Annotated in this window: 17 protein-coding genes; 4 read left to right on the top strand and 13 right to left on the bottom strand. The window is 61.7% G+C overall.

The genetic code is table 11. The features are described 5' to 3' along the window. Positions 1-95: 95 nt before the first annotated feature. Positions 96-596, top strand: a complete 501-nt coding sequence (locus AB4N43_RS03525) for an MgtC/SapB family protein (RefSeq protein ID WP_027923459.1) — start codon at positions 96-98, stop codon at positions 594-596. 10 nt (positions 597-606) lie between these two features. Here the strand turns inward: AB4N43_RS03525 and AB4N43_RS03520 are convergent, their stop codons facing one another. After that, a complete protein-coding gene (locus AB4N43_RS03520; protein WP_172825905.1) occupies positions 607-771 on the bottom strand; it encodes a hypothetical protein in 165 nt (54 codons plus the stop codon). A gap of 197 nt (positions 772-968) precedes the next feature. On the opposite strand from AB4N43_RS03520, the gene AB4N43_RS03515 reads away from it, so the two are divergent. The 3 genes from AB4N43_RS03515 (at position 969) to glgB (ending at position 8,696) form a co-directional block, all read left to right on the top strand. Next, complete coding sequence (locus AB4N43_RS03515) at positions 969-2,963, top strand: alpha-1,4-glucan--maltose-1-phosphate maltosyltransferase (RefSeq protein ID WP_027923460.1); 1,995 nt, start codon at positions 969-971, stop codon at positions 2,961-2,963. Between the two features lie 157 nt (positions 2,964-3,120). After that, entirely contained in the window at positions 3,121-6,462 is a 3,342-nt protein-coding gene (gene treS / locus AB4N43_RS03510) for a maltose alpha-D-glucosyltransferase (RefSeq protein WP_460153185.1), read from the top strand. A gap of 2 nt (positions 6,463-6,464) precedes the next feature. Continuing rightward, positions 6,465-8,696, top strand: a complete 2,232-nt coding sequence (gene glgB / locus AB4N43_RS03505; RefSeq protein WP_027923462.1) for a 1,4-alpha-glucan branching protein GlgB — start codon at positions 6,465-6,467, stop codon at positions 8,694-8,696. A gap of 126 nt (positions 8,697-8,822) precedes the next feature. Here the strand turns inward: glgB and AB4N43_RS03500 are convergent, their stop codons facing one another. The 12 genes from AB4N43_RS03500 to treZ all read right to left on the bottom strand — a co-directional run bounded on the left by AB4N43_RS03500 (position 8,823) and on the right by treZ (position 24,239). Then, positions 8,823-9,896, bottom strand: coding sequence for an autotransporter domain-containing protein (locus AB4N43_RS03500; protein ID WP_027923463.1), 1,074 nt, complete (start codon positions 9,894-9,896; stop codon positions 8,823-8,825). A gap of 316 nt (positions 9,897-10,212) precedes the next feature. Continuing rightward, on the bottom strand, positions 10,213-11,001 hold the full coding sequence (locus AB4N43_RS03495) for an endonuclease/exonuclease/phosphatase family protein (RefSeq protein ID WP_460153182.1): 789 nt from the start codon (positions 10,999-11,001) through the stop codon (positions 10,213-10,215). Between the two features lie 102 nt (positions 11,002-11,103). Then, a complete protein-coding gene (locus AB4N43_RS03490) occupies positions 11,104-11,862 on the bottom strand; it encodes a PIG-L deacetylase family protein (protein WP_059180926.1) in 759 nt (252 codons plus the stop codon). Positions 11,863-11,987: 125 nt separating this feature from the next. After that, a complete protein-coding gene (locus AB4N43_RS03485) occupies positions 11,988-12,647 on the bottom strand; it encodes a glycosyltransferase family 2 protein (protein WP_027923466.1) in 660 nt (219 codons plus the stop codon). Beyond that, positions 12,644-13,243, bottom strand: coding sequence for an SAM-dependent methyltransferase (locus AB4N43_RS03480; RefSeq protein ID WP_027923467.1), 600 nt, complete (start codon positions 13,241-13,243; stop codon positions 12,644-12,646). Before AB4N43_RS03480 ends, AB4N43_RS03485 begins: the two co-directional genes overlap by 4 nt. Beyond that, positions 13,240-13,998 carry a PIG-L deacetylase family protein gene (locus AB4N43_RS03475; protein ID WP_027923468.1) on the bottom strand — a complete coding sequence of 253 codons (759 nt, stop codon included), beginning with the start codon at positions 13,996-13,998 and terminating at the stop codon, positions 13,240-13,242. The genes AB4N43_RS03480 and AB4N43_RS03475 overlap by 4 nt, the downstream gene beginning before the upstream one ends. Then, positions 13,995-14,975 carry an acyl-CoA dehydrogenase family protein gene (locus AB4N43_RS03470; protein WP_460154198.1) on the bottom strand — a complete coding sequence of 327 codons (981 nt, stop codon included), beginning with the start codon at positions 14,973-14,975 and terminating at the stop codon, positions 13,995-13,997. The genes AB4N43_RS03475 and AB4N43_RS03470 overlap by 4 nt, the downstream gene beginning before the upstream one ends. Before the next feature lies 1 nt (position 14,976). Further along, positions 14,977-17,136, bottom strand: coding sequence for a glycogen debranching protein GlgX (gene glgX / locus AB4N43_RS03465; RefSeq protein WP_027923470.1), 2,160 nt, complete (start codon positions 17,134-17,136; stop codon positions 14,977-14,979). 103 nt (positions 17,137-17,239) lie between these two features. After that, positions 17,240-17,572: a DUF2934 domain-containing protein gene (locus tag AB4N43_RS03460; protein ID WP_194939987.1), complete on the bottom strand. Its 333-nt coding sequence runs from the start codon at positions 17,570-17,572 to the stop codon at positions 17,240-17,242. Positions 17,573-17,593: 21 nt separating this feature from the next. Further along, positions 17,594-20,371, bottom strand: a complete 2,778-nt coding sequence (locus tag AB4N43_RS03455; protein WP_460153179.1) for a malto-oligosyltrehalose synthase — start codon at positions 20,369-20,371, stop codon at positions 17,594-17,596. Continuing rightward, positions 20,368-22,446 carry a 4-alpha-glucanotransferase gene (gene malQ / locus AB4N43_RS03450; protein ID WP_460153177.1) on the bottom strand — a complete coding sequence of 693 codons (2,079 nt, stop codon included), beginning with the start codon at positions 22,444-22,446 and terminating at the stop codon, positions 20,368-20,370. The genes AB4N43_RS03455 and malQ overlap by 4 nt, the downstream gene beginning before the upstream one ends. Continuing rightward, a complete protein-coding gene (treZ, locus tag AB4N43_RS03445) occupies positions 22,443-24,239 on the bottom strand; it encodes a malto-oligosyltrehalose trehalohydrolase (protein ID WP_027923474.1) in 1,797 nt (598 codons plus the stop codon). The genes malQ and treZ overlap by 4 nt, the downstream gene beginning before the upstream one ends. Positions 24,240-24,249: the final 10 nt, after the last annotated feature.

The following is a 24,249-nucleotide window of genomic DNA, read 5'->3' as shown; positions in this document are numbered from 1 at the left end:
TTAAACGTTAGGGCGCATTCGCCGGCCATCGTTCGGTGCAACTGATTAATGGTCGGCGCGGTCCATCCTCAAACAACCCGCACAAGGACCACAGCATGAACGCCTGGTGGCATGAAGTTTGGGTGACGCTGCAAGGGGAGTTCGCCGACATCGGTGACGCGTCCCAATTGACGCGTATTACTGTGCGCCTGCTGATAGCGGCGGTGCTGGGTGGAATTCTCGGTTTCGAGCGCGAGCACAAAGGCAAGGCCGCCGGGGTGCGCACCCACATGCTGGTAGCGCTGGGGGCGGCGCTGTTTGTGCTGGTGCCGCAGATGTCCGGCGCTCAGGCCGACGCCATGAGCCGTGTGGTGCAGGGCGTCATCGCCGGGATCGGCTTTCTCGGCGCCGGGACTATCCTGAAAAACAACGAAGGTGATGAAGGTCATGTCAAAGGCCTGACCACCGCCGCCGGGTTGTGGATGACCGCCGCCATCGGTGTGTCGGCCGGGCTGGGGCGCGAGGCGACGGCGGTGTTCAGTACGTTTTTGGCATTGGCCATTTTTAGCGTGATGCCGAGGATCGTGCGCCTGATCGACAAGGACCGCACCCCGTAAATTGTCATGATCAGGGCTTCACAATCACCGGCGGCAGGGTGCTCGGTGGTTCTTCCCGAGGTGGCGGTTGAGTGCCGGGCGGGTCTTGCTCGGGCACGGGTTGCGGCTCGGTCGGCGGAATCACCGGGCTGTCGATGTTCGGATCAGGTGTTTCGGCAGGGATTGGAATACTCATTGTTCAAGCCTCCAGTGGCACATGGCGTAAGTCGTGCTTAAGTGGATTGACCTCCCGACGCGGGATTTGATTCCCCTTAAATGCCGAGGCAAATCCCTCTGAACTTTTAGTGAAGCCGGTGGCTCCCAACCTAAGTGAATCTATTCAGGGACCATCCGGTACAAGAGCGTCCATGGGGCGTAAAGGAGAGATGCTCGATGACTGCTGAAAAACCGACAGAGCTGAACTACAACCCTCACATGCCGCTGTCGCAGGCGTTGCTGCTACCGCGAATCGCGATTGAAAACACCCACCCGACCCTCGATGGCGGACAGTTCGCCGTCAAGGCCGTGATCGGTCAGGACGTGGTGGTGACCAGCAAAGTGTTTGCCGACGGTCACGACAAACTGGCCGTGCGGGTGCGCTGGCGTGCCGAAGGCGACGAGGTCTGGCAAAGCGCAGTCATGGCGGAGCTGGGCAATAACGGCTGGCAAGGCCAGTTCCGTGTCGTGCGTGAGGGGCGCTACCTCTTTTGCATCGAAGCCTGGATCGATCAGTTCGCCAGCTTCTGTTATGAGCTTGGGAAGAAGCACGCGGCGCGAGTCCCGGTCAGTCTCGAGTTGCAGGAAGGGCGCACGCAGGTCCACCTGGCGGCCGAACGTAGCGACGGCGAGTTGAGCGAACAACTGGCGGCGCTGCACCACGAATTGTCCGGCCTGCTCGAAAACGAGCAGGTGGCGCTGTTTCTGCACCAGCGTAGCGCCGACCTGATGGCCCAGGCCGACCATCGTGCTTATCTCAGCCTCAGCCCCGAGTTCCCGCTGGATGTCGAACGGGAACTGGCGCAGTTCGCCAGTTGGTATGAGTTGTTTCCGCGCTCGATCACCGACGATCCGGCCCGTCATGGCACCTTCAATGATGTGCACTCGCGGTTGCCGATGATTCAGGACATGGGCTTCGACGTCCTGTACTTTCCGCCGATCCACCCGATCGGCCGCAGTTATCGCAAAGGCCCGAACAATTCCCTGACCGCCGGCCCCGACGACCCCGGCAGCCCCTATGCGATTGGTGGCGAAGAGGGCGGGCACGAGGCGATTCATTCAGAACTGGGGACCCGCGAAGACTTCCGCCGACTGGTCGCCACGGCGGCGGACTACGGACTGGAAATCGCCCTCGATTTTGCCATTCAGTGCTCACAGGACCACCCCTGGCTGCAGCAGCACCCGGGCTGGTTCAACTGGCGGCCGGACGGCACGATCAAATACGCCGAAAACCCGCCGAAGAAATACCAGGACATCGTCAACGTCGATTTCTATGCGGCCGAGGCGATTCCCAGTCTGTGGGTCGAATTGCGCGACATCGTGGTCGGCTGGGTCGAGGAGGGCGTTAAGATCTTTCGCGTCGACAACCCGCACACCAAGCCGCTGCCGTTCTGGCAATGGCTGATCGCCGATGTACGCGCGTTGTACCCCGAAGTGATTTTTCTCGCGGAAGCCTTTACCACCCCGGCGATGATGGCGCGGCTGGGCAAGGTCGGTTACTCGCAGAGCTACACCTATTTCACCTGGCGCAACACCAAGCATGAGCTCGCGACGTATTTCACCGAGCTCAATGAATCGCCGTGGCGCGAATGCTACCGGCCGAATTTCTTCGTCAACACGCCGGACATCAACCCGTTCTTTTTGCACGAGTCCGGGCGTGCCGGTTTTCTGATCCGTGCGGCGCTGGCGACCATGGGCTCTGGCCTGTGGGGCATGTACTCGGGTTTTGAACTGTGTGAATCGGCGCCGATCCCGGGCAAAGAGGAATACCTGGACTCCGAGAAGTACGAAATTCGCCCAAGGGACTTCAATGCGCCGGGCAACATCATTGCCGAGATCGCGCAGCTCAACCGCATCCGCCGGCAGAACCCGGCATTGCATACGCACCTGGGCCTGAAGGTCTACAACGCGTGGAACGACAACATTCTGTATTTCGGCAAGCGCAGCGCGGACGGCAGCAACTTCATTCTGGTGGCGGTCAGTCTCGATCCGCATAACGTCCAGGAAGCGAATTTCGAATTGCCGCTGTGGGAAATGGGTTTGCCTGACGACGCCATCACCCAGGGCGAAGACTTGATGAACGGGCATCGCTGGACCTGGTATGGCAAGTACCAGTTCATGCGTATCGACCCGGCGTATCAGCCGTTCGGCATATGGCGAATAACCGTCTAGAACGCAGAACCTGTGGGAGCGAGCCTGCTCGCGAAAGCGGTGATCCAATCGCCAAAGATGGATCGGATGTACCGGCCTCTTCGCGAGCAGGCTCGCTCCCGCAGGTAATCATTGTGTTTGGGCTCAGCGGCTTTTTCGATTTCAACAGGAGTTTCAAATGGCGAAGAAACCCAAGGCAGCCACCTTCATCAAGGACCCGCTCTGGTACAAGGACGCGGTGATCTACCAGGTTCACGTCAAATCATTTTTCGACTCCAACAATGACGGGATCGGCGACTTTCCCGGCCTGATCGCCAAACTCGACTACATTGCCGACCTCGGCGTCAACACCATCTGGCTATTGCCGTTCTACCCCTCGCCACGCCGCGATGATGGCTACGACATCGCCGAGTACCGAGGTGTCCACGCCGACTACGGCACGATGGCCGATGCCAAGCGCTTCATCTCTGAAGCCCATGAACGCGGCCTGCGTGTGATTACCGAACTGGTCATCAACCACACCTCGGACCAGCACGCCTGGTTCCAGCGTGCGCGCAAGGCCAAACCCGGCTCGACGGCGCGGGACTTTTACGTCTGGTCCGATGATGACCACAAGTACGACGGCACCCGGATCATCTTTCTCGACACCGAGAAATCCAACTGGACCTGGGACCCGGTGGCCGGCCAATACTTCTGGCACCGTTTCTACTCCCACCAGCCGGACCTGAATTTCGATAACCCGCAGGTCATGAAAGCCGTGCTCTCGGTGATGCGCTACTGGCTCGACATGGGCATCGACGGCCTGCGGCTGGACGCCATTCCGTACCTGATCGAACGGGACGGCACTAACAACGAAAACCTCCCCGAGACCCACGACGTCCTGAAACAGATCCGCGCCGAGATCGACGCCAATTACCCGGACCGCATGCTGCTGGCCGAAGCCAATCAATGGCCGGAAGACACGCAACTGTATTTCGGTGAAACCGACGCCCAGGGCTTGAATGGCGACGAATGCCACATGGCCTTTCACTTCCCGTTGATGCCGCGCATGTACATGGCGTTGGCCCAGGAAGATCGCTTCCCGATCACCGACATCCTGCGCCAGACCCCGGAGATCCCGGCCAATTGTCAGTGGGCGATTTTCCTGCGCAACCACGATGAGCTGACCCTGGAAATGGTCACCGACAAGGAGCGCGATTACCTGTGGAATTACTACGCGGCCGACCGTCGGGCGCGGATCAACCTGGGGATTCGCCGTCGACTGGCGCCGCTGGTGGAGCGAGATCGCCGTCGCGTTGAGCTGCTCAATAGCCTGCTACTGTCGATGCCCGGCACGCCAACCCTGTATTACGGCGATGAAATCGGCATGGGCGACAACATCTACCTCGGCGACCGCGATGGCGTGCGCACGCCGATGCAGTGGTCGATTGACCGCAACGGCGGGTTCTCCCGCGCCGACCCGGCGAGCCTGGTGTTGCCACCGATCATGGACCCGCAATACGGCTACCTGTCGGTCAACGTCGAAACCCAGGCTGGCGATCCGCATTCGCTGCTCAACTGGACCCGACGCATGCTCGCGGTGCGCAAACAGTCCAAGGCGTTCGGGCGCGGTACGCTGAAAATGCTTTCGCCGAGCAACCGCCGGATTCTGGCCTACACCCGTGAATTCACTGGCGAGGATGGCAAGCACGAAATCATCCTCTGTGTAGCCAACGTCTCGCGCAGTGCCCAGGCGGCGGAACTCGACCTGTCGGCGTACGTCGGCATGGTGCCGGTGGAGATGCTCGGTGGTAATGCGTTCCCTCCGATTGGACAGTTGAATTTCCTCCTGACCCTGGCGCCATACGGCTTCTATTGGTTCGGGCTCGCGGCGGAAAACCAGATGCCGAGCTGGCACGTGGAACCGGCACAAAGCCTGCCGGACTTCACCACGCTGGTGTTGAAGAAACGCATGGAAGAACTGCTCGAAACGCCGTCTCGCGGCACGCTGGAACAAGGCATTCTGCCGAATTGGCTACAGAACCGCCGCTGGTTTGCCGGCAAGGACGCGGCCATCGAACAGGTCAACCTGGCCTATGGCGTACGCTTCGGCGATCCGCTGCACCCGGTGCTGTTGAGCGAAATCGAAGTCACCAGCGCCGGCCAGACCCACCGCTACCAGTTGCCATTCGGCTTTATTCCCGAAGATCAGGTCGGCGCCGCACTGCCTCAGCAGCTGGCGTTGTCGCGGGTGCGTCGGGGCCGTCAGGTGGGTTTGATTACTGATGCCTTCAGCCTCGAACCCTTTATCCATGCCGTGCTGGCTGGTATGCAGAACGAGACGGTGTTGCCGTCGAGCGCGGGTGACATCCGCTTCGAGCCGACCGTGGAGCTGGCGAAACTCGGACTGACGCAAGAGTCGCCTGTTCGCTATCTGTCGGCCGAGCAATCCAACAGTTCGGTGGTGATCGGCAACAGCCTGGTGCTCAAACTGATCCGCAAACTCGCCTCGGGCGTGCACCCGGAACTGGAAATGAGCGCCTACCTGACCAACGCCGGGTTCCAGAACATCTCGCCACTGCTGGGCTCGGTGGTGCGCCGTGACGAACACGGCGAAGACACCTTGTTGATGATCGCCCAGGGTTATTTGAGCAATCAGGGTGATGCCTGGGAATGGACCCAGAACAACCTTGAACGCGCGCTGCGTGACGAGTTGGCTGATGCGATCTCCGAGCAGGAACAGCACTACAACGCCCTCGGTGAGCTGAGGGATTTTGCCGGCATGCTCGGCCAGCGCCTGGGGGAAATGCACCAGGTGCTGGCAGCGCCGACCCAAGACAAGGACTTCGCGCCGCAGGTGACGACGGCGAAAGAGGCACTGGCCTCGGCCAAGGACGTGGCGGCGCAGCTGGAGCACGCGCTCAAGTTGCTCAAACAGCATCAAAATCAACTGAACCCGGCGGACCAAGCCTTGGTCAGTCGTTTACTGGACGAGAAAAAAGCCATCCTCAGCCACGTTCAGGAACTGGGCAGGAAAGCCGTCGGTGGCTTGCGCATCCGCGTCCACGGCGACTTGCACCTGGGCCAGGTGTTGGTGATCAAGGGCGATGCCTACCTGATCGATTTCGAGGGTGAGCCGGCGCGGCCGCTGCGTGAACGACGGGGCAAGCACAGCCCGTACAAAGACGTCAGCGGCGTGTTGCGTTCATTCGATTACGCCGCCGCGATGACGATCAATGTGCACAACGTCGACAACACGGCTGAGGCTCAGGGGGCGCGCCATCGGGTCGCCGAGCGTTACCTGATTGAAGCAAAACAGGCATTTGTCGACGCTTATCGGCTGGCGGCAGCTAGTCTTGCTCATGCGTGGCAAGATCCGGAAGGCGAGGACGCCGCGCTGGCGTTGTTCGGTCTGGAGAAGGCGGCCTATGAAGTGGCGTATGAGGCCGAAAATCGACCCACTTGGCTGCCGGTGCCGTTGCACGGTTTGTATGGATTATTAAGTGGGCTTAAACCCTTTTCCGATCTTGGTGGAGAGTAGTCATGAGTTTCTCGAACAAGGAACAGGGTCACGCTAAAGAGGCGTTACTGCCCAGATCGCGGGACATCGACGCGCTGGTGCGCGCCGAGCATCACGACCCCTTTGCAATTCTCGGCCCCCATGGCGATGGCGCCGGTGGGCAATTCATTCGTGCCTATCTGCCGGACGCCTTGAGCGTGCAAGTGTTGGCCAGGGACTCCGGGGAAGAGCTCGGCCACCTTGAAGCCACCCAGACACCGGGGCTGTTTGTCGGGCATTTCGACCGCGCCCAGGCGTACCTGTTGCGCACCCGTTGGGCCGGTGGCGAACAAGTCAGCGAAGACCCTTACAGCTTTGGCCCGCTGCTCGGCGAGATGGATTTGTACCTGTTTGCCGAAGGCAATCACCGCGACCTGAGCAGTTGCCTCGGCGCGCAGTTGAAGACGGTCGACGGCGTCGACGGCGTGCGTTTCGCCGTGTGGGCGCCCAACGCCAAGCGCGTGTCGGTGGTCGGTGATTTCAACAACTGGGACGGTCGTCGCCATCCCATGCGTCTGCGCCATCCGACCGGGGTCTGGGAGCTGTTCATCCCGCGTCTGCGAGCCGGTGAGGCGTACAAATACGAAATCCTCGGCAGCCACGGCATATTGCCGCTCAAGGCTGACCCGATGGCGTTGGCCACTACCTTGCCGCCAGACACGGCCTCGAAAGTCGCTTCGCCGCTGAACATCGACTGGCAGGATCAGGCGTGGATGGCGTCGCGTGGCGAACGTCAGCGACCTACGGCGCCGCTGTCGATCTACGAACTGCATGCCGGTTCCTGGCAATGTGAGCTGGACGATCTGGGCGAGGTCGCCCGCCAGTACACCTGGCACGAGTTGGGTGAGCGGCTGATTCCGTATGTGAAGGACTTGGGCTTCACTCACATCGAACTGATGCCGATCATGGAGCACCCGTTTGGCGGCTCGTGGGGTTATCAACTGCTGTCGCAATTCGCCCCCAGCGCCCGTTACGGTTCGCCGGATGACTTTGCCGCGTTCGTCAACGCCTGCCACCAGGCGGAAATCGGCGTGATTCTCGATTGGGTGCCGGCGCATTTTCCGACCGACACCCACGGCCTGGCGCAATTCGACGGCACGGCGTTGTATGAATACGGCAACCCGCAGGAAGGTTTTCATCAGGACTGGGACACGCTGATCTACAACCTCGGCCGCACCGAAGTGCACGGTTACATGTTGGCTTCAGGGTTGCACTGGCTCAAGCATTTCCACGTCGATGGGCTGCGTGTCGATGCGGTGGCGTCGATGCTCTATCGCGATTACTCGCGCAAGGCTGGAGAATGGGTGCCGAACCGCCACGGCGGTCGTGAAAACCTCGAAGCCATCGACTTCTTGCGTCACCTCAACGACGTGGTGGCGCTCGAGGCGCCGGGTGCGCTGGTCATCGCCGAAGAGTCCACCGCATGGCCGGGTGTCAGCCAAAGCACGCAACAGGGCGGTCTGGGCTTTGCCTACAAATGGAACATGGGCTGGATGCACGATTCGCTGCATTACATCCAGCAGGACCCGGTGTACCGCGCCCATCATCACAACGAATTGAGTTTTGGCCTGGTGTACGCCTGGTCCGAGCGTTTCATCCTGCCGATTTCCCACGATGAAGTGGTCCACGGCAAGCACTCGCTGATCGACAAGATGCCCGGCGACCGCTGGCAGAAGTTTGCCAATTTGCGCGCCTACTTGAGCTTCATGTGGACGCACCCGGGCAAGAAGCTGTTGTTCATGGGCTGCGAATTTGGCCAATGGCGCGAGTGGAACCACGATCAGCAACTCGACTGGTACCTGCTGCAATACCCCGAGCACAAAGGGGTGCAGAAGCTGGTCGGCGACCTCAATCGGCTGTACCGCGAAGAGCCGGCGCTGCATGAGCAGGACGATGCCCCGCAAGGCTTCCAGTGGCTGATCGGAGACGATGCGATCAACAGCGTCTACGCGTGGTTGCGCTGGAGCAAGGAGGGGCGGCCGGTGCTGGTCGTGGCCAACTTTACGCCGGTGCCGCGTGAGGGCTATCGCGTCGGCGTACCGTTTGCCGGGCGCTGGACCGAATTGATCAACAGCGATGCGGCGATGTATGCCGGTTCCAATTATGGCAACAGTGGCGGGGCGTTTACGGAGGAGGAACCGAGCCATGGGCAGGCACTGTCGCTGGTATTGAATCTGCCGCCGCTGGCGGTATTGATCTTGCGGCCTGAGGGCTGATCTGAGACCGAGTCGCTCCCATCGCGGGCAAGCCACGCTCCCACAGGGGTACGCATTCCAACTGTGGGGGCGAGGCTTGCTCGCGAAGGCGTCAGCCCTGACAAAGCCTCTTTTGATGTCTGGCGCTCACCACCGCATCCGCACCCCCAGACTCCCGATCAACCCATTCAAATCATTGTCATCCACATCACTGCTGTAATCCGCACTGACGTAGAAACTCACCGCTGGCGTGACCTTGGCCACCAATCCCAGCCCCACCTCAACCGTGGATGAATTGCGGCTGCTGCTGATCTTGTCGACCTGATCGAGGGTCACGGTATTGCCGGTGTACACGGTGTGCCACAAGTTGGTCCGCACGTAGGGTTCGACGCCCAGGCCATTGATGTCGTAACTCCCTTTCAATCGCGCACCGACCCGGCCGCTCCAGGACGTCAGGTCGCTGGATGACGCGTTCCCTGAGCCGGCATACGGCGTATCCAGTGTGATGCGTTGATTGATCAACTGAGCCTGGGGTTCGACGACCCAGTTCTCACTCAGGCCAATCGGGAAACCGCCTTCCACCGACAACGTCATCGCACTGCCTTCGGTGGCTTGCCGCGCGCCCTGGTCATTTCGGCTGAAGCCGTTGACCCGGCCACCGCTGGCGGTCAAATCCACGTGCCAGCCTTGAGGGCCGGTCAGGCTCCAGTAAGCACCGAGACTCTGGCCTTGAAGGTTGAGGGTATCGTTGTTGGGGTCGGCCAGGGCTGGACTGGTCAGCAAGCCGTTGCTATTGCCTTGTAATCGGGTGGTGCCGCCGACCAGTCCGACCTGCTGGGTATGACCGCTACCACTCTGCAAGGTGAGGATCGCCGGCCCTTTGAATTCAGTGCTGCCCGTGATCGAAGAGCCCTGTGACAGAAAATCGGTTTGCGCCTGCCGCGACGGCTTGCCGTAGACCTGGTCCCAGGTCGAAGGCGCTTCGTCTTCGATGGTCAGGTGTGAACTTCGACTATCGGACGCGGCGCCGAAGTGACCGGGGTACAGCGAGGTGAAATGCGTGGTTGGCAAGGTGAGGACGGGAACATCCTGGCGATACCATGGAAGGGTTTCTTCCTCCGCGGGTGCCGCCTGGGCCTCGAGGGTCGAGCACAGCAGGATAGAGCTCGAGACAGTGCAAAAAGTGACTTTTATCTCTTGTTGGGTGAATGAAGTCTTCATGGGGGTCTACCTTGCAATCGCATGCGGTATCTCGCTGTGGCGTCTCTCCTACCCCGAATGAGGGGCGGCCGAATGGAGTGAGGGCAAGCCGCTGGGCGCCCGGATTGGCGGGTGTCTGGGGGGGATGCCCCCTGATGGTACTTCGGGGGTAGTAAGGTGTAGCTAAGAAGACCGTTGACGGTGCGTCAAGAAAATGCCCGATAAATGGTATGGGTATTTTAGGCGCTGCAAGTGACTGATTTTCGACGCAGATCTAAGCGCTTGTTTGTTCGACAAAACGTCAAGAAAGCCGCTAATCAGAGCTTTTACTCAATTGCTAGAGGTGTACCTCCACCGCCAGCGGCAGGTGATCCGACAGGTGCGTCCAGGGTTTATTGCCGAGGATTTGTGGTTCATGGCTACTGGCATTGCGCAGGTAAATCCGGTCCAGGCGCAGCAACGGAAAACGCGCGGGGTAGGTTTTGGCCGGTCGCCCGTTATGGCGTTCGAACGCTTCGTGCAGGTAGTCGCGACGGGCGAGGGCGGCATTGCCGTGCAACTGCCAGTCGTTGAAATCGCCGGCAATAATCACCGGGGCATCGTCTGGCAGGGAGTCCAGCAGTTGGCAGAGGAGCTGCAACTGCAACTGACGATGACTTTCGAGCAGGCTCAGGTGTACGCAAATCGCATGCACTTCAGCGTGCCCAGGCACCTCCAGCACACAATGCAACAACCCGCGTCGTTCGGGACCGGTGATTGACACGTCAAGGTTACGGAACTCGCGGATCGGGTATTTCGACAGCAAGGCATTGCCGTGGTGGCCATCCGGGTAGACGGCATTGCGCCCATAGGCGAAATCGCTCCACATGCTGTCGGCGAGGAATTCGTATTGCGAGGTCTGCGGCCAGTTGTAATAACGCGAAGAGTGCCGATCGTGTTCGCCGACCACTTCTTGCAGGAACACAAGATCTGCCGACGTACTGCGCACCGCCTCGCGCAGCTCCGGGAGGATGAAACGCCGGTTGAAGGCGGTGAAGCCCTTGTGCGTATTGACCGTCAGCACCCTCAGGCGATGAATCGCCGGGGACGGCTTGAGGGTGGCCCGCTGCTCGGAATCGCTGGTCACGATGGCTCCTCTGAAATTTGGCTGCTTATGCATGCGACTGATGCAGTGCCGTGCAGTTCAGCGGGATCCTCGCATTACCGCGATTTTGGGTTTTGCGGTGTGTCAGACGAAGACGATTTCATAGGGCAAGCGCATGCGGTCCAGGATCACCCGGGGCAGCAGCGGTGCGATGCCCAAGGCCGGTTCGCCGTCGAGCTGGCTGGCGTAGGCATGGGTGGCGTGGCTTTTGCGCGCGACCGTCCAGGTGTCGAGGCGGACTTTGCGGGCCCGATGCCAGGGCATCAGCCCCTGGTCACGAGCCGGCCAGTGCCAGGCCCACACCGGTATTTCATGGAATGTCGCACCGACCATGCTCGCCGCAGCGGCGCTGGCACGGCCGACGGCGTCGTGGTCGGGCGTGCCGTCTTCGCGCCAGGTGCTGAACACCACGTCGCCGGGACGCAGGTAGCGGGCGATGAAACGGGTCAGTTGCGTCTCGTATTCCGCCAGGACGAAATCAGTGAAGCCCCCCCGAATCCATTTCAGGCTGTGCATCGGCAAGCCGAGCCGGCGCAAGGCCTCGACGCTTTCCTGACCGCGAAACACGCTTAGGCGCTTTTCCGACCATTGTTGTGAGCCCGGTTGAGTGGCACTGCCATCGGTGACCGAGATCAATTGAAGGGGATGACCGAGGGTCGAGAGCAACTGCAACAGGCCGCCGCAGGTGACCACTTCATCGCCGGGATGCGGCGCGATCACCACGGCGCGAGCGCCGGCGGGGACCAGGGTCTGGGTGTTGATGACGGGGATGTTGTCCAGTTGCAGCGCGCTGTTCCAGATTTGTGCTGGCTGGCTGCTGTCGATGATGGAGACGGATTTCATCGGGCTACGTCCTTGTTCTGTTTGATAGCAATGTGCGACTTCTCCGTACCCTGGATCGTCGCGTGCTGAGTATTGCTCAAGTAATCCTATTCGTCGCGTAACGGTTCCACCTAAGCCGGTTTTTTTTAGTCGATCTTTGCCAGATCGTGTAAATAGTCGCCGAAACCACCCCGAGCGCGACTGTCCAGGCGGGCGCTGGTGAGCACTTGCGGGCGATGACTCCAGGCAATTTTCGCGCCGCAGCGCTCCAGTTGTCGCACCAGTTGCACATCTTCATGGCAGGCCAGCGGTTCGAACCCGCCGGCGCGCCGATAGGCATCGGCACTGATGCCCAGGTTGGCGCCGTGAATGTGCCGATGGCCGTCGCGGGCGTGGTAATGCTGGTGGTAGCGAATCTGTGCCGATTCGTCGAATGACTCGTGCCACGCATCGACCGTGACCGTGCCGCACACCGCGTCCGCATCCAGGGACAACTGCGCCACCAGCCAATCCTGCGCGACTCGACTGTCGGCGTCTGAGCAGGAAATCCAGCGCACCCCCAATGCCAGCAGAAAGCTTGCCCCGACCGCGCGTGCCTGGCCGACGTTGCGGGCCTCGATGCTCAGACTGTGGACCGGGTAGCGCTGGACAATCTCGCCCGATCGATCGGTGCAACTGTCGAGCACCACCAGCACCGCGACGCTTTCACCGCGCAGCAACTCATGTTGCGACGCACACAGGGCGGCTTGCAGGCAATCGGCGAGCAAGTCTTCTTCGTTATGCGCGGGGATCAGAATGCCAATCATCGCAGGCCCTCAAGTGTCGCCACGGAGCGCGGTTCGCGGCTCCAGAGCTCCAGCAGGAAATCCGCTTCCTGATGCAAGACCAGACGCGGCAACGGCAAGTGTTCGTGGAGCAAGTCGTGCACTTGTCGTGCGTTCAACGGGCAGCCGTCGATGGGCGGGCGCCAGTGGCAGGCCAGCAGTTGGCCGTCGGCGGTGAGTGACTGTTCGGCTTGTTGGATCAGGCGTTTCAAGTCCTCGGCATCGAGGTAGTAACCGATTTCACTGAGCACGATCAGGTCGAATTTTTCCTCCGGCCAATCGACTGGCAAGCGCGCGTGGCGCACTTCGGCGTGATCGAACGGGCCGAGGCGGGTGCGCGCCAACGCAACGGCTGCGGCGGCGGTGTCGCAGCACAGCAGGCGATCGCAACGGCTGGCCAGTTCAAAACTCAGTTCGCCATTGGCGCAGCCGGGTTCAAAGATCGCGCGGTAATGCGCACGGGGCAGGGCGGCGAGGGTGATGGCGCGTTTGCGTTGCTCGTACCAGCGCTGACGAAACGCCCACGGATCATCGTTACCGGCAAACAAGCCGTCGAAATAACGATCGTCGACACTCATAGGAACACCACCTCGAACGGCTGCAACAGGCGGTCCAGCACGTAGGGCGCCAGTACGGGCGGCAGGCCGATGTGCGGGTCACCTTCCAATTGGCTGGCGAAGGCGTGAATCGCATGGCGTTTGCGCGCGATCAGCGGCGGTGTCAGGAGGATTTTTCGTGCGCGGTGCCACGGTACAAACGCGTCTTCCGGCGTTGCCCAGTGCCAGGTCCACACCGGCAGTTCATGCAGGGTTGCACCGACGCGTCTGGCGGCGGTGGCACTGGCTCGCCCCACGGCTTCATGATCGCAATGGCCGTCTTCGCGCCAGGTCGTGAACACCACGTCGTTGGGGCGCAGATGCTGTTCGATGAACGCGCTCAACTCGATTTCGCGCGCGGCGACCTGGCTATCGCTGAAACCGCCGCGCAGCCATTTCAGCTGGTGCAGCGGCAAACCGAGACGGCGCAGCGCTTCAGCCGATTCTTGCGGACGCACGGCGCTCAGACGTTCCACGGGCCAGCGTGTCGAACCGGGATGACTGGCGCTGCCATCGGTGACCGAAATCAGTTGCAACGCCCGACCCGCCGCCGCAAGCACTTGCAGGAAACCACCGCAGCCCAGCACTTCATCGTCCGGGTGCGGAGCGATGATCACCGCGCGGGCGCCTTCTGGCACCAGGCTGAGGATGTCGATCACCGGTAATTGCGCCAGCTGAAGGGAGGTTTGCCACAGGTGCAGGGGCGTGCCCTGGCCGACGATGGGGTTGGTTTTCATAACGTCCATGTTCCGTTGATGGTGTGTTTGCCCAGTGCGGCAAGGTCCCGCTCGGCATGGCTTTGTCGCAGGAACACCGGCAGGTCGGCAATCAGCCGGGCGAATTGCCGGTCCTTGCAGTAAGGCCCGGCGCCGAGGGCGTGGCCGACGTGCAGGATCACCTGTTCGGCGGCCTGTTCGACCACCGCCCGGGCGCGGCGAGCCAGCAACTCGGCGTTATCCAGCGGCGAAGCGTCGATGCTCATGGCGCTGGCGCGCAACACCTGCGCGGCGGCGAAAAGAGCACGGTCGACCGCGCCGAGGTGGGCGAGGGCGTGGGGTTCTTCACGTTGCGCACAGTGCGTGCGCAGGCGTTCGGCGAGGCTGCGTGCGGCGCCGTACCAGCAGGCGGCAATGCCGATCCCGCCCTGCCAGAAACCGGGCCGTTGCAAGTAATCACCGGGTTGGCCAATGAGGTGCGTGTCAGCATGGTCGAACAGCACGTCGACGCTGCCGGTGGCGGCCATGCCGACGGCTTGCCAGCCTTGATCCGTCACGCTGACGCCGGGTTGATCCAGTGCCACCGCGACCAATTGCTGACAGTCGTTTTCATCCCACGCGGTGAGCAAGGCATGGCTCAACACCGCCGCGCCCGAGCACCAGGCTTTGCGCCCGTTCAGCAAACCTTGGGGGCTGACCCGCACCCGCGCATTCGGCGGTTCAGCGGCCCACATGCCCCACGTGCTACCGGGTGTGGGCTCGCCACCCCGTTGCGCGATGATTGCGAGCGCATCGGTGTGACCTTCGTACAGTTTGCACAACCCCAGATCATGCCCGCCTACCTCGGCCAAACGCTGAAAGCGCTGCAGCGTCCGACCACTGCCCGGCAGCGGAAGCTGATCCAGTCCAGCTTCCACCAGCGCCCGCAGGCAACGACCTAACGCCTGAGTGTCAGCGTAATCCGCGGGTTGGCGAGCGAGAAACGCCTGAAGGTCCATTTCACTCTTCTTCCTCATGCTGCAATTCGAACAGCAGCAGCGAACGCCCGGTCACTGAATATTCGTGGCCGATTTCAAAGCGTTCCTGCCCGCGAATCGACGGTTGATTGGTGTCGATCATGCAGGTCCAGAACCCGCCGTCCGGCACTTCCGGCAAGGTGAAGTTGACGATATCGTGGTGCGCATTGACCACCAGCAACAGGGTCGCGTCAGCACCTTTGCGGCGGATGCCGGTTTCCTGAGCGCGGCCATCAAGCAAGATCCCCAGACAACGGCCGTGGGCCTCGCCCCATTGTTCCTGGGACATTTCACTGCCGTCCGGCGCGAGCCAGGTGATGTCCTTGACCCCGATGTCCTCGTTGTAATTGCCCACCAGGAAGCGCCCGCGACGCAGGATCGGGTAGGCCAGGCGCAACTTGATCAGACGTTTGACGAATTTGAGCAGCGCCTTGCCGTCCTCGCTGAAGTCCCAGTTGACCCAGCCGATCTCGCTGTCTTGGCAGTAGGCGTTGTTGTTGCCTTCCTGAGTACGGGCGAATTCGTCGCCGGCCACCAGCATCGGCGTACCCTGGGACAGCAACAGCGTGGCAAAGAAGTTGCGCATTTGCCGTTGGCGCAACTCGTTGATCTCGGGATCGTCGGTCGGGCCTTCGACACCATGGTTCCAGGACAGGTTGTTGTTGCTGCCGTCCTGATTGTTCTCGTCGTTGGCTTCGTTGTGCTTGTCGTTGTACGACACCAGGTCGTTGAGGGTGAAGCCGTCGTGGGCGGTGATGAAATTCAACGAGGCATAAGGCCGGCGGCCGCGCTGGTTGAACATCTCGCCCGAGGCGGTCATGCGGCTGGCGAAATCGGCGAGTTGGCCGTCATCACCTTTCCAGAACGCGCGCACGGTGTCGCGGAACTTGTCGTTCCATTCCACCCAGCCCGGCGGGAAGTTGCCGACCTGATAGCCGCCGGGGCCGCAATCCCACGGTTCGGCAATCATCTTCACCTGGCGCAGCACCGGGTCCTGACGACAGGCCACGAGGAAGCTGTGACGTTCATCGAAACCGTCGTGGTAGCGCCCGAGAATGGTCGCCAGGTCGAAGCGGAAACCGTCGACGTGCATTTCCGTCGCCCAGTAGCGCAAGGAGTCAGTGACCATTTGCAAGACGCACGGATGGCTCAGGTCCAGGGTGTTACCGGTCCCGGAATCGTTGATGTAGAAGCGTTTGTCGTCGGGCATCAAGCGGTAGTATGAGGCGTTGTCGATGCCGCGCATGGACAGGGTCGGCCCTTGTTCATTGCCCTCGGCGGTGTGGTTGTAGACCACGTCGAGAATCACTTCCAGGTTGGCTTCGTGCAGGTGCGCAACCATCTCCTTGAACTCGGCTATCTTGCCGCTGGCCAGATAGCGCGGGTCCGGGGCAAAGAAGGCGATGCTGTTGTAACCCCAATAATTGGTCATGCCTTTGTGCAGCAAGTGCTGGTCATTGACGAACGCATGGATCGGCAGCAACTCAACCGACGACACCCCGAGTTTGCGGATATGTTCCAGCACGTCATCGACCATCAACCCGGCAAAGGTGCCACGCACGTTCTCGGGGACGGAAGGGTGACGCATGCTGATGCCGCGCACGTGGGTTTCGTAAATGATGGTTTTGTCCCACGGCACGCTGACGCGATGGTCGTGGCCCCAGGTGTGCGCCGGGTCGATGACTTTGCATTTGGGCACGAAGGGCGCGCTGTCGCGTTCATCGAAACTGAGGTCGGCGTCGGGGTGGCCGATGGTGTAGCCGAACAGCGCTTCGGACCATTTCAACTGACCGACCAGTTGCTTGGCGTAAGGGTCGATCAGCAATTTGTTGGGGTTGAAACGATGACCATTGGCCGGGTCGTAAGGGCCGTAGACGCGATAACCGTAAATCAGCCCCGGATGGGCGTCCGGCAAGTAGCCGTGGTAGATCTCGTCGGTGTATTCGGGCAGTTCGATCCGTTCAAGCTCCACTTCGCCGGCGTCGTCGAAGATGCACAATTCGACGCGGGTGGCGTTGGCGGAAAACAAGGCAAAGTTGACCCCCAGACCATCCCAGGTTGCGCCCAGCGGGAAGGGCAAGCCTTCACGGATTCGCGAAGCCTCGGCGTGAGGTTCTGGCGCGGATTTTTTTGGCGTGGTCATACGTGCTCCTGCAAGAAAGAATCGGGTGTTTTTCGAGGGCGAGCGCGCCCTCAGTGGCGAGCGAACTCGCCACGTTTGCGATCAGGACAATTCGGTTGGCGCGTCAGGTTATCGGTGGTTTTTTCGCCACGCGAGGCTTCTTCTCGACGGCTTTTTCACCCGGCGGGATCACTTTCGACGCCGCTGCGGGTTTGGCCTTGGCCTTCGGTTTGGCGACGCTGGCTTTACCGTCCAGTGCGCCATTGCCTTTGGCTGCCGCAGGCTTGGCAGCGGTTTTACTGCCACTGGCCTTCGGTGTTTTTTTCGGTGCCAGGGCTTCCGCTTCGGCCAGCTTGCGCGCCATCTCCCAGTGGCGGGCTTCCTGACCCTCGGGTTTTCCTTCCGATTCCCAGATCTGATAGGCAAATTCGCGAACGCGTTTATCGTCGGTACTCATCGCAATGCTCCTGAACTGAACTCAAGCTTGGGTAAAGAGTTGGATAAAGAGATTGACCGGGACAACCCCCAGCGCGGCGCTGATGTTCAGCTCCCTGTTTTTTGTGACTGCGACGCTGGAAAAAAGTCCCTTCAGATTTTCATCGGAGGAGGCGAACGGCAATTTGACCCGTGTATCGCCCCACAGCGGCGCATCAATCTGTGGTTGGGCACTGTTTTTCAGCAGTTCGGCGCAGCGTATCGGGACGATCACGATGGCGCGTTTTCCCTCCAGCACGCGGGTAAATGCCAGCACCCGATGGGCCTGACTGCCGATCACTTCAAGGGCCTGATAGCGCCCTCGGGAAAACAGTTCGGCATGCTCGGCGCGCAGGTGCAGCACCTCGGCGATCAGCGTCTGCTTGATGCGCCCGTCACGCCAGCTCGACAACAGTTCGGGCCCCTCCGGTGTCGCTTGAAGGGCTCGTTCACGACTGGCGTAATCCACCGGCCGGCGGTTGTCCGGATCGACCAGGCTGAAGTCCCAGAAGTCGTTGCCCTGATAGAGGTCCGGCACCCCCGGCACGGTCATTCGCAGCAAGGTTTGCGCCAAGCCGTTGATGGCGCCGGAAGGCGCAATGGCCTGAACGGCTTTGCCGAGGGCGGCACGTAACAGCTCACCTTCAGGCGCCAGAAACAGTCGCTCGATAAACCCCTGCATCGACTGTTCATACGGTTCGTTCGGCGCGCTCCAGCTGCTTTGCAGTTTGGCTTCGCGCAGGGCTTTTTGTTGCCACTGCCAGAGGCGTTTGGCGTAATCCGCCAGCGCTGGTTGATCGTCAATGTGCAGGGTCAGCGGCCAACTGCCGAGGATCGCCTGATACAGGATCAACTCATCGCCCGTAGACGGCATGTGGTCGTCGTCGCGCAGCGGTCGGGCGAGCGTGCGCCAGAGCGGGACTTGCTCGGCGTACCAGGCGCTGCGTTCGCTCAACACCGCCAGGCGTGCGCGGGTGTCTTCGCCGCGTTTGTGGTCGTGGGTGGCGGTGGCCAGCAGGTTGTCCGGGAATTCGGCCAGGCGATTGGCGCAGGCCCCATGAAAGTCCGACACCGGGGCGCTGAACTGTTCGGTGCTGAACCCCACGTCATTGCGTGACAGCAATACCGCCGAGCGATAGAACGCGGTGTCTTCTACCGCCTTGGCGGCAGCCGGCGATGTCAGTTGCTGAAAGCGTACGCAGGCATGCTTGAGCATCTTGCGCTGGCGACCCACCGGACGTTTGCGCCACGGTTCGCCGCCGAGCCAACCGGCCAGGCAATCGAGCACTGGCCAATCGGCTTCGCTGAGGGTGTGGCGTGCACCGTCCATGGCCTGCTGGAAAAACACATCGTCTTCAGCGGAGCGGCCACGGGGGCTGATGTAGGTGCGGTACACCGGGAAGTGCACGATCAATTCCTGTAACGCCCGGCGGATCGCACCGAGGGTCAGGTCGCGGGTCATCAGGTCGTCCCGGGCCACCTGCAGCAAGGCCTGAGCGACACTTTCGAAATCACCGGCCAGCGAGCCATTGAGGATCTGCTGCCGCGCCAGTTGCGCTTCCTGCTGGAAGTCGGCCGGCCGTTCGCTGTAGCGCTGCCAGAGTTCGCCGAGGGTGTGTGCGCCTTGCGGATCGTGTTGCAGCAGCGACAACTGGTTCATGAACTCGTAACCGGTGGTGCCGTCCACTGACCAGTCGCGGTGCAAGGTTTCGCCTTCGCCGAGGATCTTCTCGACGTAGATTGGCAAGTGCCGCCCCGGTGACAGGCGATCGACCCGGCGGCGCAATTTGCGGCAGTAGCCACGGGGATCGGCGAGGCCGTCGATATGGTCGATGCGCAGACCGTCCACCAGCCCCTCAGCCACCAGTTCGAAGATTTTTGCGTGGGTGGCTTCGAACACGGCGGGGCGTTCGACGCGCAGGCCGCCCAGTTCGTTGACATCGAAAAAACGACGCCAGTTGATGTCATCTGCTGCGGTGCGCCAACTGGCCAGACGATAGCTCTGGCGTTCGAGCACGTTGTGCAGGCGTTGGAAACCGTCGGGTGTGAGCGAGTCGTAAGCGCCGAGGTGCTGTTCGATGGACTTGAGCAGCGAAGGAGCGCTGGCCAGTTCGCGCAATTCGGCTTTCAGTGGCACCGCCAGGCTGTGTGCGTCGGTCTGGTAACTCAGGGTGGTGAAGCGTTCCGCCAGTGACTTCAGCGGTTCGACCTCGGTGGGCAGCAACTCGCCGTAGTTCATCGGGCAGATCGGGAAACGGTGGTCGTAATGCTGCACATAAAAGCTGCCGTCCTGCGCATCGAAGCGCAAGGGCAGGGTGCCGTCCTGCAAGGCGATGCCGTAGTCGCTGCCGAGGAACGGCAGCAACAGCTGACCTTCCATCAAGGGGTCTGGTGAGTGCCATTGGATGTCGAAAAACTCGCCGAACGGACTCAGGCGCCCCCATTCCAGCAAGTCGAGCCACCACGGATTATCCGCGCCACCGACGGCCATGTGGTTGGAGACGATGTCGAGGATCAGCCCCATCCGCTGTTCGCGCAGGGCACTGACCAGACGTCGCAGTGCGGGTTCGCCACCCAGTTCGGGGTTGACGGTGGTCGGGTCTACCACGTCGTAGCCATGCATCGAGCCGGCGCGCGCGGCCAGCAGCGGCGAAGCGTAGACGTGGCTGATGCCCAGTCGGGCGAAGTACGGCACCAGCGGCACTGCTTGATCGAGGGTGAAGCCTTTATGAAACTGCAGCCGCAAGGTCGCCCGCAGCGGTTGGATATTCGACGCGGTCATTGGTCACGCTCGCCCGCCTGAAGCCGCGCGCAGGCGAGCAATTCGAGGCGTCGGGCCGCGTCCGGGTCATCGAGCAGGGCTTCGCTGTCGCCGGGCAGGCGTCGTGACCAGTTGGGATGGGCGTCGATGGTGCCGGGCAAGTTGGCCTGCTGTTCAATGCCCAAGGCATCTTCAAGCGGCAGCAACACCAACGGCGCGCGGGTATGCCCGAGGAAACGGACACTGGCGTCGAGCACCTGATCGGTTTCGTGGGACTCTTCGCGAAAGTTCTGTGGGTCCTGACTCAACACGCGGCGCAGGCCTTCGCGTTCGCGTTCGCGGTGTTGGCGCCACTCGATTTCACTGCTGGCGTCGGTCAGGCCGAGCCGGGCGTTCCAGTCGATGTCACGGCCGTGCCACCAGCCATTGAGCGTCGGCAAGTCATGGGTGCTGGTGGTCGCCAGTGCGTTGTCCGGCCAGTCGAGGATCGGTTTGAAGTGGGCGTTGTCCTGTTCAAACAACAGCACGCGCATGCCGAGGATCGAACGTGCAATGAGTTTTTCCCGCAGGCCATCCGGCACGGTGCCAAGGTCTTCGCCCAGCACAATCGCTTGATGACGGTGGGACTCGAGCGTGAGCAAACGCAGCAAGTCGTCAACCGGGTAGTACAGGTAGGCGCCATCGCGGGGCAGTGCGCCGTTCGGGATCACCCACAAGCGTTGCAGGCCCATGATGTGGTCGATCCGCAAACCGCCGGCGTGGGCGAAATTGGCGCGGAGCATTTCGATAAACGCACGGAATCCATTGCGCACCAGACCTTCTGGCGAAAACGCAGAGATGCCCCAGCCCTGGCCGGTCCGGTTGAGGATGTCTGGCGGCGCACCCACTGTCAGCGAGGCGAGCAATTCGTCCTGGCGGCTCCAGGCCTGACTGCCACCGCCGTCAGCGCCCACCGCGAGGTCGGCGATCAGGCCAATGCTCATCCCGGCACCGCGGGCCGCGGTTTGCGCGCGCTCCAGGCAACGGGTGATCAGCCACTGGCAGAAGGCGAAGAAACCGATGCGTGCGGCGTTCTCTTCAGCGAATTCGGCCAAGGCAGCGCTGCGCGGGTCGCGCCATTGCTCGGGCCATTCGCGCCAGTCGAGGCTCTCGCCTTTGGCGGCGCGGGTCTCTTGCAGGGCTTCGAAGCGGCAATGATTTTCCAGTGCTTCGCCCGAGGCATGACGGAAGCTGCTGAAGTCTTCGTGCAAGGGATGTTCACCGTGGACGAAGCCTTCGTACAACGCCTGCAGAATGCGGTGTTTGGCTCGTGCGGCTACGGGCCAGTCAATCAGCGGCCGTTCTTCAAGCGCTTGCAGTTCGGCGGCAAGCCCCGTGGCGTCAATCGCCGCGCGCATGGCGCGCTCGCCGAGGATCGCACCGGGCGCGGCATACAGGCTGTTGAGAAACAAACGGCTGGAAGGGGAATAGGGGCTGTACCGCTGGGTGTCGCTGCCGAACATGGCGTGCAACGGACTGATCGCCAACGCCTCGGCGCCGCGTTCACCGGCCACCCGTGCAAGGTCTTCCAGCGCCTGGGTGTCGCCGAAACCGCCATCGCCGGCCCGTCGTAGGGAGTACAGCTGCACGCTCAGGCCCCAGGTGCGCGGTATCGGATTGTCGACTGCGTCGCCGACGCTGTAGCAGCGCTCTGGCGCCACCGCCAGGGTGAAGGACTGTCCGTCGATGCTGACGTGTTGGTAGCCGACCGGAATCAGCCCCGGCAGCACTGCTTTTGCATCGAGTTTCAGGTAGATCTTCGAACCGTCTTCGAGGTGGATGTCGCACGGGGTTTCGGGCTCGAAGTAACGCGCCAGATCGAGACCGGCACCGACATCGACCGTCAACAGCGGCGGCAGGCGGTGGGTCTGCTGGACGGCTTGCAGTTCCAGCAGGCTCGCGTCGATTTCCTGGGCACTGCCGGCCGGGTGGCCGAGGCCGGTGAGCACGGCGCGCAGCACCGACGGGCCGACTTTTTGCGGGCGGCCATTGGCGTCGATCCAGTCGACGGCCAGGCCAGCGCGGCTGGCCAGTATTTCAAGTTGCGCATCGCTCATAGGCGCTCTCCATCCGGGGGTAGCAAAGGGGCTGCGGCCGTGAGACTGACTAGCGCGCAATACGGGGCAAGTTTGCCCTCGTGCAACAGGCCGGCCGAGTGGGGCGGGTGTTCGAACAGCAAGATCGTGTCGGCCTGTGGGGTGTGGACCACTGGCGTGTCGCTGAGGTTCAGGTCAATGCGCAGCTCACTGCCATCGCCCAGTCGCCAGCGAGCGCTCACCGCCCCGTGGCCGAGCACGTCGGCGCCCAATGCCTGGGCACCGGGCAGGCGAGGGATGAGGTGCTGATGGCGCAGCTGTAACAGGCGGCGATAGAGGTCGTGAATGGACGGCAGTGCGCTGGCCCCCAGCTTCGGTCGCGACACGTCGAAGGTCCGGGGCGCATTCGGGTCCGGAATCTGTTCACGTTTGTGCGGATCGGCAAAGGCGCTGAATGCCGCAAACTCATTGCGTCGACCTTCGCGCACCAGTTCTGCGAGTTCACCGTGGTGGCTGGTGAAAAACAGAAACGGCGCCTGCGCGGCGAATTCGTCCCCCATGAACATCAGCGGGATCATCGGCGACAACAGCAGCAGTACGGTGGCCGCGTAGAGCGCATCGGGATGAGTCAGTTGATGCAACCGTTCACCTAACGCACGGTTGCCGATCTGGTCATGGTTTTGCAGAAACAGCACGAAGGCGGTCGGCGGCAAGTGACCACTGGGCTCACCTCGCGGCGTGCCGTGGCGATTGAGGTGACCCTGAAACACAAAGCCCTGGCTCAGGCAGCGGGCCAGTTGTTCGGTCGGCTGCTCGGCATAATCGGCGTAGTAGGCGTCGGTTTCACCGGTCAGCAACACATGCAGGGCGTTGTGGCCGTCATCGTTCCACTGCGCGTCGAAGCCTTTTTCCAGCAGGCTCGCCTCATTGTGCTCGTTTTCCACCATCAGCCACACATGGCGCGAGGGTTCGGTTTGCTGGCGAACGCGCTGCGCCAACTCTTCAAGGAAATCCGGGCTTTCAATGGCGTGCACCGCATCCAGGCGCAAGCCGTCGAAGCGGTACTCCAGCAACCACATCAACGCATTGTCGATGAAGAAATCCCGCACCTCGCGCTGCCGGAAGTCGATGGCCGCACCCCACGGCGTGTGTTTGTCTTCGCGGAAAAAGGCCTTGGCGTAGCGGTGCAGGTAATTGCCATCCGGGCCGAAGTGGTTGTAGACCACGTCGAGAATCACCGCCAGGCCAAGGCCATGGGCGGTGTCGATCAGGTGCTTGAGTTGTTCCGGCGAGCCATAGGACGCCTGTGGCGCGTAGGGCAAGACGCCGTCGTAGCCCCAATTGCGATCACCGGGGAATTGCGCCAGCGGCATCAGCTCGATGGCGGTGATGCCCAATTCGACGAGGCGCGACAAGTGTTGCTCGACCGCACTGAAACCACCGAGCACACCGACGTGCAGCTCGTAGATGATCGCCTCGTTCCATGGCCGGCCCTGCCAGGTATTGTGTTGCCAGCGATAAGCCAGCGGATCGACCACCACGCTGTGGCTGCCAATATCGCCGGCCTGCGCGCGAGAGGCCGGGTCCGGCACCTCCAGCTCGCCATCGATGTTGTAACGGTAGCGGGTGCCCGCGGGGCAGCGGGTCTTGATCACGAACCAGCCGTCAACCTGAGGCAACAGCGGCAAGGATTGTCCATTTTCCAGTTCGACACTGACGTAAAACGCATCCGGCGCCCACAAGGCAAAACGCGTGTGCTCTGCGTCCAGCATGATTGCGCCGTGGGGCCAGGTCTCAAGGGTCCGTAACGGCATCGTTGAAAAC

The organism is Pseudomonas sp. S2_B07 (genome assembly GCF_054668435.1).
Note: the sequence above shows the minus strand (reverse complement) of the source record. Positions and strands in the feature narration are given on the sequence as shown.

What these genes read in the sequence shown, in the direction of transcription:
- AB4N43_RS03515 (WP_027923460.1), top strand. Translation starts at nt 969, where the DNA reads ATGACTGCTGAAAAACCGACAGAGCTGAACTACAACCCTCACATGCCG.
- AB4N43_RS03460 (WP_194939987.1), bottom strand. Translation starts at nt 17,572, where the DNA reads ATGAGTACCGACGATAAACGCGTTCGCGAATTTGCCTATCAGATCTGG.
- AB4N43_RS03470 (WP_460154198.1), bottom strand. Translation starts at nt 14,975, where the DNA reads ATGGACCTTCAGGCGTTTCTCGCTCGCCAACCCGCGGATTACGCTGAC.
- AB4N43_RS03480 (WP_027923467.1), bottom strand. Translation starts at nt 13,243, where the DNA reads ATGAGTGTCGACGATCGTTATTTCGACGGCTTGTTTGCCGGTAACGAT.
- glgB (WP_027923462.1), top strand. Translation starts at nt 6,465, where the DNA reads ATGAGTTTCTCGAACAAGGAACAGGGTCACGCTAAAGAGGCGTTACTG.
- AB4N43_RS03520 (WP_172825905.1), bottom strand. Translation starts at nt 771, where the DNA reads ATGAGTATTCCAATCCCTGCCGAAACACCTGATCCGAACATCGACAGC.
- AB4N43_RS03525 (WP_027923459.1), top strand. Translation starts at nt 96, where the DNA reads ATGAACGCCTGGTGGCATGAAGTTTGGGTGACGCTGCAAGGGGAGTTC.
- AB4N43_RS03490 (WP_059180926.1), bottom strand. Translation starts at nt 11,862, where the DNA reads ATGAAATCCGTCTCCATCATCGACAGCAGCCAGCCAGCACAAATCTGG.
- glgX (WP_027923470.1), bottom strand. Translation starts at nt 17,136, where the DNA reads ATGACCACGCCAAAAAAATCCGCGCCAGAACCTCACGCCGAGGCTTCG.
- AB4N43_RS03455 (WP_460153179.1), bottom strand. Translation starts at nt 20,371, where the DNA reads ATGACCGCGTCGAATATCCAACCGCTGCGGGCGACCTTGCGGCTGCAG.
- malQ (WP_460153177.1), bottom strand. Translation starts at nt 22,446, where the DNA reads ATGAGCGATGCGCAACTTGAAATACTGGCCAGCCGCGCTGGCCTGGCC.
- AB4N43_RS03485 (WP_027923466.1), bottom strand. Translation starts at nt 12,647, where the DNA reads ATGATTGGCATTCTGATCCCCGCGCATAACGAAGAAGACTTGCTCGCC.
- AB4N43_RS03500 (WP_027923463.1), bottom strand. Translation starts at nt 9,896, where the DNA reads ATGAAGACTTCATTCACCCAACAAGAGATAAAAGTCACTTTTTGCACT.
- treZ (WP_027923474.1), bottom strand. Translation starts at nt 24,239, where the DNA reads ATGCCGTTACGGACCCTTGAGACCTGGCCCCACGGCGCAATCATGCTG.
- treS (WP_460153185.1), top strand. Translation starts at nt 3,121, where the DNA reads ATGGCGAAGAAACCCAAGGCAGCCACCTTCATCAAGGACCCGCTCTGG.
- AB4N43_RS03475 (WP_027923468.1), bottom strand. Translation starts at nt 13,998, where the DNA reads ATGAAAACCAACCCCATCGTCGGCCAGGGCACGCCCCTGCACCTGTGG.